Origin of the sequence: Aestuariibaculum marinum, assembly GCF_014596975.1 — a bacterium.
GTDB lineage: Bacteria > Bacteroidota > Bacteroidia > Flavobacteriales > Flavobacteriaceae > Aestuariibaculum > Aestuariibaculum marinum.
In genome coordinates this window covers 205,165-221,191 of the sequence record NZ_JACVXD010000001.1, presented here as the reverse complement: position 1 = coordinate 221,191, position 16,027 = coordinate 205,165, and the positions used below count along the sequence as shown (strand labels likewise).

The window sequence follows — 16,027 nt, the reverse complement described above, 5'->3', positions numbered from 1 at the left end:
ATTTAGTTTGAAACAAATATACAATTACAAAATTGTAATTCTTAAAACCTAATTCGTAAATTTCACAAATGAATTACTTAGCCCATATTTATCTTTCCGGAGAAAACGAATTAGTTACTATTGGTAATTTTATTGCTGATGGCATAAAAGGAAAAGCCTACAAAAATTACAACACTGATATTCAAATCGGCATTCTTCTGCATCGAAATATTGATACATTTACCGATGCACATCAAGTAGTACGACAAAGCACCAAACGACTTCATGAAAAATACGGACATTACTCTGGGGTTATAGTTGATATTTTGTACGACCACTTTTTGGCTAAAAACTGGCACATGTATCATGATAGCCCTTTGAAAGTGTATTCGGAAGAATTTTACGACTCCTTAGAAAATCATTACGACTTACTTCCTATGCGGATTCAAAAAATGATGCCTTATATGATGACCGACAACTGGTTATTAAGTTACTCTTCAATTGACGGCATTGCAAGAGTTTTGGACGGCATGAATCGCCGAACCAAACATCGTTCAAGTATGAATGAAGCGGTTAATGAACTGGAAGAGTTTTACAATGAATTTGAAAATGAGTTTTCTGAGTTTTTTGATGAACTTATACATTTCTCCAAACAGAAACTAAAAGAACATACTTTTATACTGAACAAAAACGCTTCGTAAACAACTTAAGAGTCGTATTTTATCGAAAACTTACTACAACTATCGGTTTTAATCTATTTTATTTTTACAAGTCGTTATATATTAATATTTTAGATTTTAGTCAGGTTCTTACTATTTTCAATTTTTCATACATCATTTGCTTATGAAACTAAAACGCAGTTTAAAAATATTTTTCGGAGTAGTCGTGTTTTTTACACTTCCCAGTATACTGTTTTTTAGTTTCCTTTACTTTAAATATAATGAAGAGCTTCCGCAAGGTATTCAAGGCGAAGAAGCAGACTTACTCGCTAAAAATATGTTAGCTTCATTAAATCACGAAGCCTATAAAGCCACCAAACATATTGAATGGACCTTCAAGAAACGACACCATTACGAATGGAACAAAACTAATAGCTCCTGCAAGGTATATTGGAAAGAATACCGTGTTGATCTCGATTTAAACAACCCTAGTAACCACCAAGCCTTTGTTCATAGTTTTAACGTGCATGGAGAATTGGCAGAAGAACTTATAGAAAAGGCTATAAAATATTTTAATAACGATTCGTTTTGGTTAGTGGCACCATATAAAGTTTTTGATAAAGGAACCGAACGCCGATTAGTTAACTTACCAGATAACAAACAAGGCCTACTAATAACCTACACTACAGGAGGATCTACCCCTGGAGATTCCTACTTATGGCTATTTGATGAATCTGGCAAACCTAAAAGCTTTAAAATGTGGACATCAATATTACCCATTGACGGGCTGGAAGCATCATGGAGCGATTGGGTTACCACCTCGACAGAAGCACAACTACCAACATTTCATAAACTGTTATTTTTAGGAATCGAGATAGAAGACATCAAAACAAGCTTCTAACACTTTACATTTCTTAAAAATTTGTTAAATAATTAACATTAGTTAACTTTTTTTTTACCCCCTAAATTTTAGGGGTGTCCATTTAATTTTTCACAATCCCCTACCATCTACCCTACAAAAACCTATGCTTAACAATAAATTAACATAAACTAAACATAAACACCCCTTAAAAATTCGAAAAACAAACAACATCAACATCATATTTTCTGACCTTTAAACAAAATAACAGTTTGCATAATCGCTTAAACTCTATTACTTTAGAACCACAATTAAACTAATTATCATTGTAATTCCTCAACATTAAACCGTAGTGTTTTTTAGAGATGATTACACAAAATTTTTGTCTGAATATATTTCAGACATTACGAAACTTTACCAACTAGTAAAATACACCACCAAAGCTGCATTTAATAATGCAGCTTTTTTTATTGAATGATTAATTAAAATCAGAAGTCTTCCTCTTAATAATTTAACAACTAAAATTGTAACTTTGCGCTTTTGCGATTATATGAGTCATTTCGAAGAATTTATAGAAGTAAAAGGAGCACGAGTACATAATTTAAAAAACATTGATGTATCTATTCCCAGAGAAAAACTTGTGGTGATTACCGGTTTATCAGGTAGTGGAAAATCATCTTTGGCTTTCGATACCATTTATGCGGAAGGACAACGACGTTACATCGAAACCTTTTCGGCCTATGCCAGACAATTCCTTGGTGGACTCGAACGACCTGACGTTGATAAAATCGACGGACTGTCTCCTGTAATCGCTATCGAACAAAAAACCACCAGTAAATCTCCGCGATCTACAGTTGGAACCATTACCGAAATCTACGACTTTTTGCGCTTACTCTACGCTCGCGCCAGTGATGCTTACAGTTACAATACCGGAGACAAAATGGTAAGCTATAGCGACGAACAAATAAAAGAGTTAATCATAAAAGATTTCAAAGGTAAACGCATTAATGTTTTAGCTCCTGTTATTCGTTCACGTAAAGGACATTATCGTGAATTATTTGAACAAATTGCCAAGCAGGGTTTTGTAAAAGTAAGAACAGACGGCGAAATTCAAGACCTTAAAAAAGGGATGAAACTCGATCGTTACAAAACTCACGATATTGAAATAGTTATCGATCGCTTGGTTATTGACGAGTCTGCAGACAACGATAAACGCCTTACTGAAACCATTAACACAGCTATGTATCATGGAGAAGATGTTTTAATGATTTTAGATCAAGATACGCAAGAGGTGCGCTATTTTAGTAGAAACTTAATGTGCCCGTCGTCAGGCATTTCATATCCTAATCCAGAACCTAACAACTTTTCATTTAATTCTCCAAAAGGCGCTTGTCCGGCTTGTAATGGTATAGGCACCATGCGAAAAGTAAACGAAAAGAAAATTATTCCCGATGATACTTTATCTATAAAGAACGGCGCTTTAGCTCCGCATGGTCCGGAAAAAAACAGCTGGATTTTCAAACAATTAAACACCATTGCGCAACGCTATAACTTTAGCTTATCTGATCCCTATAAAGACATCCCTGAGGAAGCCAAACATATGATTCTATATGGTGGTAATGAAAAATTCTCCATCACAAGTAAAAGTCTGGGAGTTACAAGAGATTATAAAATAGATTTTGAAGGCGTTGCTAATTTTATAGAAAACCAATATAAAACCGCTGAAACCACATCTCTTAAACGCTGGGCAAAAGAGTATATGGATAAAGTGATATGTCCTGAATGTCAAGGCTCACGACTTAAAAAAGAATCTTTATACTTTAAAATAAGCGAAAAAAATATAGCAGAACTTGCTAATACCGACATATCTGAATTAGCTGATTGGTTTAACGATTTAAACAAACACCTTTCAGAGAAACAATTAAAAATAGCCGAAGAGGTTCTTAAAGAAATCAAATCCAGACTTCAGTTTTTATTAGATGTCGGCTTAGATTATTTATCCCTTAACCGAAGCTCTAAATCTCTCTCTGGAGGTGAAGCCCAACGTATTCGTTTAGCAACACAAATAGGATCACAACTTGTTGGGGTTCTTTATATTTTAGACGAACCTAGTATTGGCCTGCATCAACGAGATAATGAAAAATTGATTAACTCCTTGGTTTCACTACGGGACATTGGAAATTCAGTTATTGTTGTTGAGCATGACAAAGACATGATTGAACGCGCCGATTACGTTATAGATATCGGTCCAAAGGCCGGAAAACATGGCGGTAAAATAATCAGCATTGGCACACCACAGGAGCTTTTAACACACGACACACTTACAGCCGATTATTTAAATGGCACAAAAGAAATAGAAGTTCCCAAAAAGCGTCGTGGAGGCAACGGTAAATTTTTAGAACTTAAAGGGTGTACAGGTAACAACCTTAAAAACGTATCTGTTAAATTTCCTTTAGGAAAAATGATTGGTGTTACAGGTGTTTCCGGAAGCGGAAAATCAACTTTAATCAACGAAACCCTATACCCTATTCTAAACGCTCACTATTTCAATGGCGTTAAAAACCCTATGCCCTACAAAAGCATCAAAGGTTTAGAGCACATCGATAAGGTGATTGATATCAACCAGTCGCCTATTGGTAGAACTCCTAGAAGTAATCCAGCTACCTATACCGGTGTTTTCAGCGAAATTAGAAGTTTATTCGCTAAAATTCCTGAAGCTATGATTCGTGGTTACAAACCGGGACGTTTCAGCTTTAACGTAAAAGGCGGACGCTGTGAAACTTGTCAAGGTGGCGGGCTGAAAGTCATTGAAATGAATTTCCTCCCAGATGTTTATGTAGAATGTGAAACCTGCCAAGGCAAACGCTTCAATCGTGAAACTCTCGAAATTCGATATAAAGGCAAGTCTATTAGTGATGTTTTAAATATGACTATTAATGAAGCTGTTGATTTCTTTGAGCATATTCCAAAAATCTTTAACAAACTTAAAACTATTAAAGATGTAGGTCTAGGCTATATCACATTAGGCCAACAAAGCACAACGCTATCTGGCGGTGAGGCACAGCGTATTAAACTGGCTACAGAGCTTAGTAAACGTGATACAGGGAACACCTTCTATATTTTAGATGAACCTACAACAGGGTTACACTTTGAAGATATTAGAGTTCTTATGATCGTACTTAACAAGCTAGCCAATAAAGGCAATACAGTACTTATTATAGAACACAATCTCGATGTTATTAAAACTGTCGACCATATTATTGATATTGGTTACGAAGGTGGAAAAGGTGGTGGAAAAGTTGTTGTTGAAGGTACACCTGAAGAGGTTGCCATGCATAAAAAGAGTTATACCGCTAAATTTTTAAAGAAAGAATTAAACCTATAAATAATAAGCGTATCGCCGTTTGCTTTTCATAAAATAGAAAACTAAATTTGAGCAGTTCACTAAGCAAAGTATTCAACATGCTTAATGGACTATAAAAAATTTAATGCACTACTATGAGAAAAGAACAACACCCTAAAGGGTGGAATGCGATTAAAACAAATGATTCATGGGCAATATTTAAAATCATGGGCGAATTCGTTAATGGTTTTGAAAAAATGAGTAAAATAGGTCCTTGTGTATCTATTTTTGGTTCGGCCAGAACAAAATCAGATCAAAAATATTATCAACTTGCCGAAAACATAGCCAGACGTATTGTTGAAGCCGGTTACGGTGTAATTACCGGTGGTGGACCAGGTATCATGGAAGCCGGTAACAAGGGAGCACATATAGGTGGCGGAACCTCTGTTGGTCTAAACATAGAATTACCTTTTGAACAACACGATAACCCTTATATAGATTCAGATAAAAGTTTAGATTTCGATTATTTCTTTGTGAGAAAGGTTATGTTTGTTAAATACTCTCAAGGGTTTGTTGTTATGCCTGGTGGCTTTGGAACTTTAGATGAATTATTTGAAGCAATGACACTGATACAAACGCATAAAATCGAAAAATTCCCAATTATACTTGTTGGAACAGAATTCTGGGAAGGACTTATAGAATGGGTTAAATCAACTCTTCTTAGTCACGGTAATATCAGCCCTGAAGACTTAAATCTAATTCATTTGGTCGATTCTGAAGACGAGGTTATAGACATACTTGATAGCTTCTACAAAGAATCAGGTTTAAGTCCTAATTTTTAAAACCCATTTAAGTGTTTTTTTCGTTTATAAATTATCTAACAATATTCGGTTTAATCCTATATTGTGATAATCAACATACATTTGCAATCCTTAATCTTTAATAGAAATTGAATTTACGTCATTTTAGTTTTACCATTAGCCTTCTTGTTGGTCTTACTTGTTTTAGCCAAAACAAAATTGACGTGCATGCTATTTTTTATATTGAAAATAAGCAGATTAAAATCTCTCAAAATATTCAATATCAAAACACTTCAAACGACACTCTTCATTCTATTTATTTAAGTAACTGGGGAAATTCGTATGCTACAAAAACAACACCTTTAGCAAAGCGAATTGCTGATGAATACCGAAACGATTTTCACTTGGCAAAAAACGACGAACGTGGTTTCTCAATTTTAACTTCTGTAAAAAGTAATGATACAGATTTGGTATATCATGATTTAAAAAGCCAGATAGATATCGTTAAAGTAATATTGAATTCAGCATTATACCCGGGAGAATCATATAATATACACCTAGAATATATTGTACAGCTGCCTAGCGATAAATTTACTGGATATGGCATTACTAAAACAGGTGATTTAAATTTAAAATACTGGTATATCACACCTGCAATATATAATGGTGAATGGCAATACTTTAGCAACAAAGATTTAAACGATTTGTTCATTCCAAAATCTGATATTTCGTTAATTTTAGAAATTCCTAAAACGCATACATTAACTTCAGATTTAAATTTAAATAAAGAATCACAAACAACTGATTATAAAACATTTAACCTAACAGGAAAAAATCGGACAGTTAATAAATTATTCATTAGTAAAACACCTAACTTCAATACCGTTGAAACAAATGACTTTTCTATAGTTTCAGATATTGATGATGAAGATTTAGAAATTATAGATAAGGTTCTCATTACTGAAAAAATAATAAAGTATATCACAAAGAAGTTTGGTGATTATCCTCATGAAAAACTCTTTGCTACCCAAACCGATTATGACGACAACCCTGTTTACGGCTTAAATTTTCTACCGAGCTTTATAAAAACTTACCCTAGTCATTTTAAATACGAACTTAAACTTTTAAAAGTAGCGCTTCGTAATTATTTAGAAAACACCTTACTTCTAAACCCAAGGAAAGACCAATGGTTAATTGATGGTATTGAGATTTTCTATTTGATAAATTATGTTGAGGAACATTACCCAAATATGAAATTCCTCGGGTCTTTAGCTAATTTTTGGGGCGTTCGATCGTTTCACGCAGCAGACATGCGTTTTAATGACAAATACAATTTAGCCTTTATGCTTATGGCGAGAACCAATAGAGATCAACCTTTGGTTATGGCTAAGGATTCGCTTCTAAAATTCAATGCCAATATCGCCAATAAATACAAAGCTGGTATTGGGTTAAAATATTTAGACGATTTTGTTAATAACCATATTGTTGAAAGCTCCATTGAATCTTTTGTTAACGATAACAAATTAAAACCAATTCAAGCCTCAGATTTTGAACCCTACTTAAAATCTAAAACCGACAAAAATATCGATTGGTTCTTCAACGATTATTTAAAAACACGTAGCAAATTAGATTTTAAAATAAAAAATGTACACAAAACCGAAGACTCCATAACGGTTACTATAAAAAACAAAAGACACAACACCATGCCGGTGTCTCTTTATACTTTAAACAATGATAGTGTTATTTCAAAAACATGGATTGAAAACATTAGTGAGAATAAAACACTAACTCTTCCAAGAAATGACGCCAATAAGCTTGTTTTAAACTACAACAGTATTATTCCAGAAATTAATGAGCGTGATAATTGGAAATCCTTAAAAGGGTTCTTTTTTAACAACAAACCGCTACAGTTCAGACTTTTTAAAGATATTGAAGATCCATATTACAATCAGGTATTTTTCATGCCGCTTTTGGAATTTAATAATATTTACGACGGTTTCACTTTAGGTGTCAAAACCTACAATAAAACCTTATTAAAAAAACGATTCAGTTACAAATTTTCACCTCAGTATGCATTTAAATCCAGATCATTTACCGGATCTGGTGTTGTAGCCATGACGCACTATCTTGAAAACAAAAACCTTTATGCTATCAACTATGGTTTAGTTGGAGGCTATAGCTCATATGCTCCTGATTTATTTGTTAGACAAATTACACCTTCTTTAACTTTTCAATTCAGACAGGACGATAATTTCCGATCTAATAAAAGACAAATGCTATCGTTTAGATATCTTGATATTCATCGCGATAAGGACATTAATAACATCTACACTACCGACGAACCTAGTTATAATGTATTTAATGCACGATTCATTCATTCCAACGATAACTTAATTAATTATACAAAGTGGTATACTGATCTGCAAATTGGAAAAACGTTTAGCAAATTAGCCTTTAATTTCGAGTACAGACACTTATTTCATAACAACAGGCAGCTTAACGTTCGTTCTTATACTGGGGCCTTTTTAAGCAACAGAAACGATATTGATTCAGATTATTTTAGCTTTGCGCTAGATCGCCCAACGGATTATTTATTTGAATTACCTTATTTAGGAAGATCCGAAAGCTCTGGAATTTTCAGTCAACAGTATATTGAAGCTGAAGGGGGATTTAAATCTAAACTAGACACGCCCTTTGCCAACCAATGGATTTCTACCGTTAACGTAAGTACAACCCTGTGGCGATACATTTTAGCGTATGGAGATATTGGTTTTGTTAAGAATAAATTCGATCACGCCAAATTTGTCTACGACTCAGGTATACGCGTCAATCTTGTTACCGATTATTTTGAAGTTTACTTCCCTATTTATTCTAATTTAGGGTGGGAAATCTCTCAGCCTCAATATGAAGAACGAATACGGATAAAATTCACTTTAGACCCACAAGTTTTATTAGGTTTATTTAGAAGGCGTTGGTTTTAACTCGTTAAACAATTCTTACTCAAACAGCATTTTTTATAAAAATTTTTCAATCAAAACTTCCTAAAACTCATTTTTTTAGAAAATTGTTAGTTTCTTTGAATCAAATATAATTGCATAACACGTAAAGATTAACTACTTTTGCACAAAGTTTAAAAGAGGTATTTAACATGCAATCAATTCCAGATTTGAAAAACAACATCTCATTCGAAGATTTTAAAACAGAAGTCTTAAACGATTATAAAACAGCAGTGAGAAGTCGGGAATGTAGCTTACTAGGTCGACGTGAAGTATTAACCGGAAAAGCAAAATTCGGAATCTTTGGAGACGGTAAAGAAGTACCTCAGTTAGCCATGGCTAAAGCGTTTCAAAAAGGAGATTGGCGTTCAGGTTACTATCGCGACCAAACTTTTATGATGGCTATTGGCGAACTAACTCCAGAACAGTTTTTTGCTGGCTTATACGCTAATACCAATATTCAGGAGGAACCTATGTCAGCAGGGCGTCAAATGGGAGGCCACTTCGTAACTCATAGTTTAAATAACGACGGAACCTGGAAAAACTTAACTAAACAATACAATTCAAGTGCAGACATCTCTCCTACCGCGGGTCAAATGCCACGTTTGTTAGGATTAGCTCAAGCCTCTAAAATATTTAGAAATGTTGAAGGTATTAACGCTTCTAACTTTTCAGTAGACGGAAACGAAGTAGCCTGGGGAACTATTGGTAATGCCAGTACTAGTGAAGGGTTGTTTTTTGAAACCATAAACGCGGCCGGTGTATTACAAGTACCTATGGTTATTAGTGTTTGGGATGATGAATATGGAATCTCTGTTCATGCAAAACATCAAACTACAAAAGAAAATATATCAGAAATTCTAAAAGGATTTCAACGTGATGAAAACAATAAGGGTTACGAAATCTTACGCGTAAAAGGATGGGATTATGCGAACCTTATAGAGACTTATCAGGAAGCAAGTGCTATTGCCCGCGAAGAGCACGTTCCTGTATTAATTCACGTTACAGAGTTGACACAACCTCAGGGACATTCAACCTCTGGTTCTCACGAACGCTACAAATCGCCAGAACGTTTAAACTGGGAAACACAACACGACTGTAATGCCAGAATGCGTCAGTGGATTATTGACAGTGGCATTGCAACAAACGAAGTTTTAACCGAAATTGATCGTGTTATTAAAAGAGAAGTTAAGGAAGCTAAACGCAAAGCCTGGACGACGTTCTTAAAACCCATTTCAGACGAGCAACGTGAACTGGTTACAGTTTTAAAGCAATTAGCTGAAACTAGTGTAAACGGCGTTTTCATTAATAAATTAAAAGATAGTTTAGAAGCTATTGATGAACCTACCAGAAAAGATATTCTATCTCATGGTAGACGTGCTTTAAGATATACTTTAGGTGAAACTTCTGCTAAAAAAGACCAATTAATCCAATGGATTGACAAGTGTCTTGAAGATAATCAACCTAGATTCAGTTCACATTTATACTCTGAAACCGAACAATCAAATGTTTTAATCAAAGAGGTGAAACCATCTTACGATGAAAAAGCGCCTCAGGTTGACGGAAGAATTATTCTTCGAGATAACTTTGATGCTATCTTCAGTAAACACCCAGAAGCCTTGATTTTTGGAGAAGATACCGGAAACATTGGTGACGTTAACCAAGGACTTGAAGGATTACAGGAGAAATACGGCGAACTTCGTATTGCTGATGCAGGTATTAGAGAAGCAACTATAGTTGGGCAAGGTATTGGAATGGCGCTAAGAGGATTAAAGCCTATCGCCGAAATTCAGTATTTAGACTACTTAATGTATGCCTTACAAATTATAAGTGATGACTTAGCAACAGTACACTATAGAACAAAAGGAAAACAAAAGGCCCCTTTAATTGTTAGAACTCGAGGGCACAGATTAGAAGGTATCTGGCACTCTGGTTCGCAAATGGGCGGTATTTTAAATTTAGTAAAAGGGGTTAATGTTTTAGTTCCAAGAAATATGACTAAAGCGGCTGGTTTCTATAACACCTTATTACAAGGCAACGATCCGGCTATTGTAGTAGAATGCCTTAACGGTTATCGTTTAAAAGAGAAAATGCCTAACAACCTTGGTTATTTAAAAACACCTATTGGTGTGGTTGAAACGTTAAAAGAAGGTTCAGACATCACGTTAGTATCTTACGGTTCAACGCTTCGTATTGTTGAGCAGGTTGCTACGGAACTTTTAGCGGTTGGTATCGATGCTGAAGTTATTGATGTTCAATCATTAATGCCTTTCGATTTAAATCATGATATTGTTGAAAGTATAAAGAAAACAAACCGTGTTATGATAATTGACGAAGATGTGCCTGGTGGAGCTTCAGCTTATATTTTAAATGAAATATTAAATAAGCAAAACGCTTACCAGTATTTAGACAGTCAACCAAAAACAATCACGGCTAAAGAGCACAGACCAGCGTATGGTAACGATGGAGATTATTTCTCTAAACCTTCAGCTGAAGATATTTTTGAAGCTGTTTACGCGGTAATGCACGAAACAAACCCTGAAGAATTTCCGAAACTTCGCTAAATTAGTGTATATTTAATTCAAATATATACTACTTATGAAGAGGAATTTTCCTGATATCGGTTTACTAGTTCTAAGAATAGGATTCTGCGTCATGATGCTTACGCATGGTATCCCTAAATTTCAATCCCTGTTTTTAGGCCCTATCAAATTCGCCGACCCTATTGGCTTAGGCCAGCCGTTATCATTGAGCCTTGCAATTATTGGTGAAGCCGTAGCACCATTACTAGTACTAATTGGTTTTAAAACCCGTTGGGCAACCATCCCAGTAATTATAACTATGTTGGTGGCTGGATTCATAGTTCATGCCAGCGACCCAATTGGTGTTAAAGAAAAATCGATTTTATATCTAATCGGCTTTATTGCTATATTCTTAATGGGACCAGGTAAATTTTCTATTGATGGATTCAAAAAGCAATAAGCTTTGAAGGCCACTTCTATTGCGAACATAAAAAAGGAGTTAAAACACAAATCTCCAGAAGAACTTATAGAACTCTGCCTAAGACTATCTAAATTCAAAAAAGAAAATAAGGAGCTTGTCACCTATTTGCTTTTTGAAGCTGATCATGAAAACGGTTATATAGAAAGTATCAAACAGCATATAGACACACAGTTTCAAGCCATAAACACGAAAAGTTATTTCTACATTAGAAAAAGTGTTCGTAAAATTTTAACGCAAACTAAAAAGTATATTCGATACTCTCAAAACAAAGAAACCGAGGTTGAGCTTCTACTCTACTTCCTACAGGTTTTAAAAGATTTTAAACCAAGTTACAAACGAAGTGCACAGCTCCAAAACCTTTATAACCGACAATTAGCGTTAGTTAAAAAAACAGTTTCTACTCTTCATGAAGACCTGCAATACGACTATAATTTGCTTATCGAAAACCTATAATTTTAAACTTAACACACTGTTGTTTAATATCCTTTTAAAAACGAGATAAATTAGGGGTTTATGTTTGAATGCTAACCGCAATATTTTATCTTTACAGCCTTAAATTAGAACTTGGTTTATGAAGATTTCTTATAATTGGTTAAAACAATTTATAAAAACAGATTGGACACCAGAGGAGACTGGTGATTTACTTACAGATTTAGGTTTAGAGGTTGAAGGTATTGATACCTACCAATCTGTAAAAGGTGGTTTACAAGGTGTTGTTGTTGGCGAGGTACTAACATGCGAACAACATTCTAATGCCGATAAATTAAAAGTTACTACCGTAAATATTGGCGGCGATGCTCCTGTTCAAATTGTATGCGGTGCACCTAATGTTGCTGCCGGACAAAAAGTTCCTGTTGCTACTATTGGAACCACATTATACACTGAAGAAGGAGAAGCCTGGACCATTAAAAAAGGAAAAATTCGTGGTGAAGAAAGTCACGGAATGATTTGTGCCGAAGACGAACTAGGTTTAGGTAAATCGCACGATGGCATCATGGTTTTAGATAGTGACATTGCTGTTGGAACACCTTGTGCCGATTTATTTGAAATTGAAAACGACCATGTATTCGAAATCGGATTAACACCAAATCGTGCCGATGCCATGAGTCACTGGGGTACCGCTCGTGATCTAAAAGCTGGTTTAGTACAGAAAGAAATTAATTTAGAGTTAATCACGCCATCAGTTAGTGCGTTTCATGTGGATAGCAGAACATTAAAAATTGATGTTGAAGTAAAAAATAAAGACCTAGCACCAAGATATTGCGGTGTTACTATTTCAGGCTTAAAGGTAAAAGAATCGCCTGCTTGGTTACAACATAGGTTAAAAGCGATAGGTTTAGCTCCTATTAATAATATTGTTGACGCTACTAATTACGTACTACACGAATTAGGTCAGCCGCTTCACGCTTTTGACGCAGCTAAAATTGAAGGTCAGAAAGTAGAAGTAAAAACACTGCCTTCAGGAACAAAATTCAAAACCTTAGATGGTGTTGAACGTGAATTGCACGAAGATGATTTAATGATTTGTGATGCCGAAAAACCAATGTGTATCGCTGGTGTTTTTGGTGGCGAGTATTCAGGTGTTTCAGAAACAACTACAAGCATCTTTTTAGAAAGTGCTTACTTCAATCCGGTAAGCGTTCGTAAAACTGCTAAGCGTCATGCCTTAAATACCGATGCATCATTCCGTTTTGAACGTGGTATTGACCCTAATACAACCGAATATGCATTAAAACGAGCAGCTTTATTGATTAAAGAAATTGCCGGAGGTGAAATAACTTCAGATGTTATGGACTTCTACCCTAACAAAATTGAAGATTTCCAGGTACGTTTAAGCTTTGATAGTGCTAAAAAATTAATCGGTGAAGAAATTCCGAAGGAAACTATTAAGCGTATTTTATCATCTTTAGAAATTAAAGTGAATAACGTTACCGAAGCTGGTTTAGGGTTAACGGTTCCTGCTTACAGAAACGATGTGCAACGTGAAGCCGATATTATTGAAGAAATACTTCGTGTTTACGGCTACAACAATATTAAAACTACCGAGAAATTAAACGCTTCCATTTCTAATTCAACACGTTTTGAAGATCATAAAATTCAAAATATTATTGGAGATCAGTTGGCTTCTTTAGGGTTCTTTGAAACACTATCCAATTCGTTAACAACGCCTAATTATGCAGCGTTAAGTGAACAGCTAAAAGAAGAGCATAACATTAGTATGCTAAATCCATTAAGTAGTGATTTATCTGTATTAAGACAATCATTGTTATTCTCAGGATTAGAAGCTGTGTCTTTTAACATTAACAGAAGACGTAGTGATTTAAAATTCTTTGAATTCGGAAAAACATACCACGGATTCACTGAAGATAAAAGAGAAGAATTTAAACACTTAGCGTTATTTGTAACGGGAAACCAAGCTGATGAAAATTGGAATTCACCAAGTACAAAAAGCGATTTCTTCTACTTAAAAGGTTATGTGATTAACGTTTTAGAGCGCTTAGGCATTTCAAATTACAATGAAAGTCCGGTAAGCTCGGATGTCTTTGCTGAAGGTGTTAGTTTCAGTTTAGGAAAAATGAAATTGGTAGATTTTGGATTAGTGAAAAAACCGATCTTAAAGCATTTCGATATTATTCAGGAAGTATTATTTGCAGATTTCGACTGGGATACTATTTTAACGATTGTAAAACGTAATAAAGTGGTATTTCAACCAATACCTAAATATCCGGAAGTTCGTCGTGATTTCGCCTTATTACTAGACGATCAGGTTACATTCGAATCGATTTATAAAATTGCAAGAAAAACAGAGAAGCAATTACTAAAAAGTGTAAATCTATTTGATGTATATCAAGGAAAAAAATTACCTGCCGGCAAAAAGAGTTACGCCGTAAGTTTTACGCTTCAAGATGAAAACAAAACCCTTAACGATAAACAAATTGATAAGATTATGAGTAAATTACAATCTAATTTTGAAAGCCAGTTAGGTGCAGAATTAAGATAATTTACGATTTAGATATTTTAACAAAAGCGCATTTGATTAAAAAAATCAAATGCGCTTTTTATTATCGTTACAATCCCAATAATTAATATTAATCCCAGAGAGATTTTTTTAAAATTTTCCTGTGAGATTTTATTCAAAAGCAATTTTCCTAAATACGTACCCAAAATGCCAATGCCTACCAAAAACGGAATATAAATTAAGATATCTTCTTTAATATACCCGTTGAAGAAATATACAATGGTTCGGCTCAAATCAACTCCAAAATCTATAATTGCAGAAGTTGCTATAAATACATTTTTTTCCAGATTAAACGCTGCCATGGTAAGCCCTCGAATGGCTCCTCCTGTTCCCACTACTCCGGCCACGAACCCAGACAACGTTCCGCCAATTACAGCTTCTTTTTTATGTGGTTTAATAATTAAATCTTTCTTAATGAGAAATAGCAAACTCAGGGATACTAAAAACAAACCTAAAAACAACTCTAAAAAAGTCACTTTTAAATACTTACTCACCACACCACCTATTATAACAAACAACACAGCCGGAACGCCTATATAAAGGATTAACTTTTTATCAATTCCTTTTTTAAACAAGGCTATTTTACTCAAATTACTCACCACATGAAACACGGCAGTAATACCTAGAACCGTTTGAAAATCAAAATAAAAATTAGCAATAGGTACGAAAAAAACTGAAGACCCGAAACCACCAATTGTCCCTATAACCTCGGCAATGAGCGCTAATAGCAGGAATACGAATTGTAGATTTTTCACGGTATTGATTTATATATTAAATATAGTCAATAAAGCCGACTTTTGAAGTGCTCTAGCCGATGTAAATTCCCAAAAATATCGTATCTTTAGAAGACAACTATTAAAACTTAATACCATGAAAGACTCTAATTACATAAAAATATATACGGGAAGTTTAGTAACCACTAGACGTGTAATTCACGAATTAGATAAAATAGGCATTAGTGCTGTTGTTAAGGAGCAATCAGAAACCGGGTTAATATCAGATGTCTTTGGTGGAAACAGGGATTACCAGGAAGTTTTTGTTCATAAAGATGAGCTTGAAGCTGCTACCAAAGTTATAGATGGTTTAACCCCTGAATTAGAAGCTTAATTATGAAAACATCAGAATACACAAAAATATATACAGGCGATGCAATTATGGTGAAGCGTTTCGTTTTAGAACTTGAGGATGCCAACATCAACCCTATTGTTAAAGACCAAACCGAATCGGCTCGATTGGCTGGTTTTGGTGGTGGTATTCTTCCGGGTTTTCAAGAAGTGTTTGTTCATCAAGATGAACAGGAGAGAGCAACACAAATAATAAACGATATTACTTCCGAATTGGAAGCCTAAGAATTATTTCAGTAAAAAAA

Annotated in this window: 12 protein-coding genes; 11 read left to right on the top strand and 1 reads right to left on the bottom strand. The window is 34.6% G+C overall.

Translation table 11 applies throughout. The features are described 5' to 3' along the window. The first annotated feature begins 68 nt into the window (after window positions 1–68). From ICJ85_RS00885 to pheT, 9 genes are all read left to right on the top strand, one after another. Window positions 69–680 (top strand): acyl carrier protein phosphodiesterase, encoded by a 612-nt coding sequence (locus tag ICJ85_RS00885; RefSeq protein WP_188221883.1) that lies wholly within the window; start codon window positions 69–71, stop codon window positions 678–680. A gap of 142 nt (window positions 681–822) precedes the next feature. Beyond that, on the top strand, window positions 823–1,539 hold the full coding sequence (locus tag ICJ85_RS00880; protein WP_188221882.1) for a hypothetical protein: 717 nt from the start codon (window positions 823–825) through the stop codon (window positions 1,537–1,539). Between the two features lie 508 nt (window positions 1,540–2,047). Then, a complete protein-coding gene (uvrA, locus tag ICJ85_RS00875) occupies window positions 2,048–4,882 on the top strand; it encodes an excinuclease ABC subunit UvrA (RefSeq protein WP_188221881.1) in 2,835 nt (944 codons plus the stop codon). Window positions 4,883–4,995: 113 nt separating this feature from the next. Then, a complete protein-coding gene (locus ICJ85_RS00870) occupies window positions 4,996–5,682 on the top strand; it encodes an LOG family protein (RefSeq protein ID WP_188221880.1) in 687 nt (228 codons plus the stop codon). 182 nt (window positions 5,683–5,864) lie between these two features. Then, window positions 5,865–8,621 (top strand): metalloprotease, encoded by a 2,757-nt coding sequence (locus tag ICJ85_RS00865; protein ID WP_317173029.1) that lies wholly within the window; start codon window positions 5,865–5,867, stop codon window positions 8,619–8,621. A gap of 167 nt (window positions 8,622–8,788) precedes the next feature. Then, on the top strand, window positions 8,789–11,200 hold the full coding sequence (locus ICJ85_RS00860) for an alpha-ketoacid dehydrogenase subunit alpha/beta (protein WP_188221878.1): 2,412 nt from the start codon (window positions 8,789–8,791) through the stop codon (window positions 11,198–11,200). A 34-nt stretch (window positions 11,201–11,234) separates the two neighbouring features. Further along, window positions 11,235–11,618, top strand: coding sequence for a DoxX family protein (locus ICJ85_RS00855; RefSeq protein ID WP_188221877.1), 384 nt, complete (start codon window positions 11,235–11,237; stop codon window positions 11,616–11,618). Between the two features lie 3 nt (window positions 11,619–11,621). Next, a complete protein-coding gene (locus ICJ85_RS00850; RefSeq protein ID WP_188221876.1) occupies window positions 11,622–12,092 on the top strand; it encodes a hypothetical protein in 471 nt (156 codons plus the stop codon). A gap of 118 nt (window positions 12,093–12,210) precedes the next feature. Continuing rightward, complete coding sequence (gene pheT, locus ICJ85_RS00845; protein ID WP_188221875.1) at window positions 12,211–14,640, top strand: phenylalanine--tRNA ligase subunit beta; 2,430 nt, start codon at window positions 12,211–12,213, stop codon at window positions 14,638–14,640. 17 nt (window positions 14,641–14,657) lie between these two features. Here pheT and ICJ85_RS00840 read toward each other — a convergent pair whose 3' ends face one another. Next, the gene (locus tag ICJ85_RS00840; protein ID WP_188221874.1) at window positions 14,658–15,413 is read right to left on the bottom strand and encodes a sulfite exporter TauE/SafE family protein; all 756 of its coding nucleotides are present in this window, start codon (window positions 15,411–15,413) and stop codon (window positions 14,658–14,660) included. Between the two features lie 115 nt (window positions 15,414–15,528). Between ICJ85_RS00840 and ICJ85_RS00835 the strand changes: the two genes are divergently transcribed. Next, a complete protein-coding gene (locus ICJ85_RS00835) occupies window positions 15,529–15,765 on the top strand; it encodes a DUF2007 domain-containing protein (protein ID WP_188221873.1) in 237 nt (78 codons plus the stop codon). Window positions 15,766–15,767: 2 nt separating this feature from the next. Further along, the gene (locus ICJ85_RS00830) at window positions 15,768–16,007 is read left to right on the top strand and encodes a putative signal transducing protein (protein ID WP_188221872.1); all 240 of its coding nucleotides are present in this window, start codon (window positions 15,768–15,770) and stop codon (window positions 16,005–16,007) included. Window positions 16,008–16,027 lie beyond the last annotated feature (20 nt).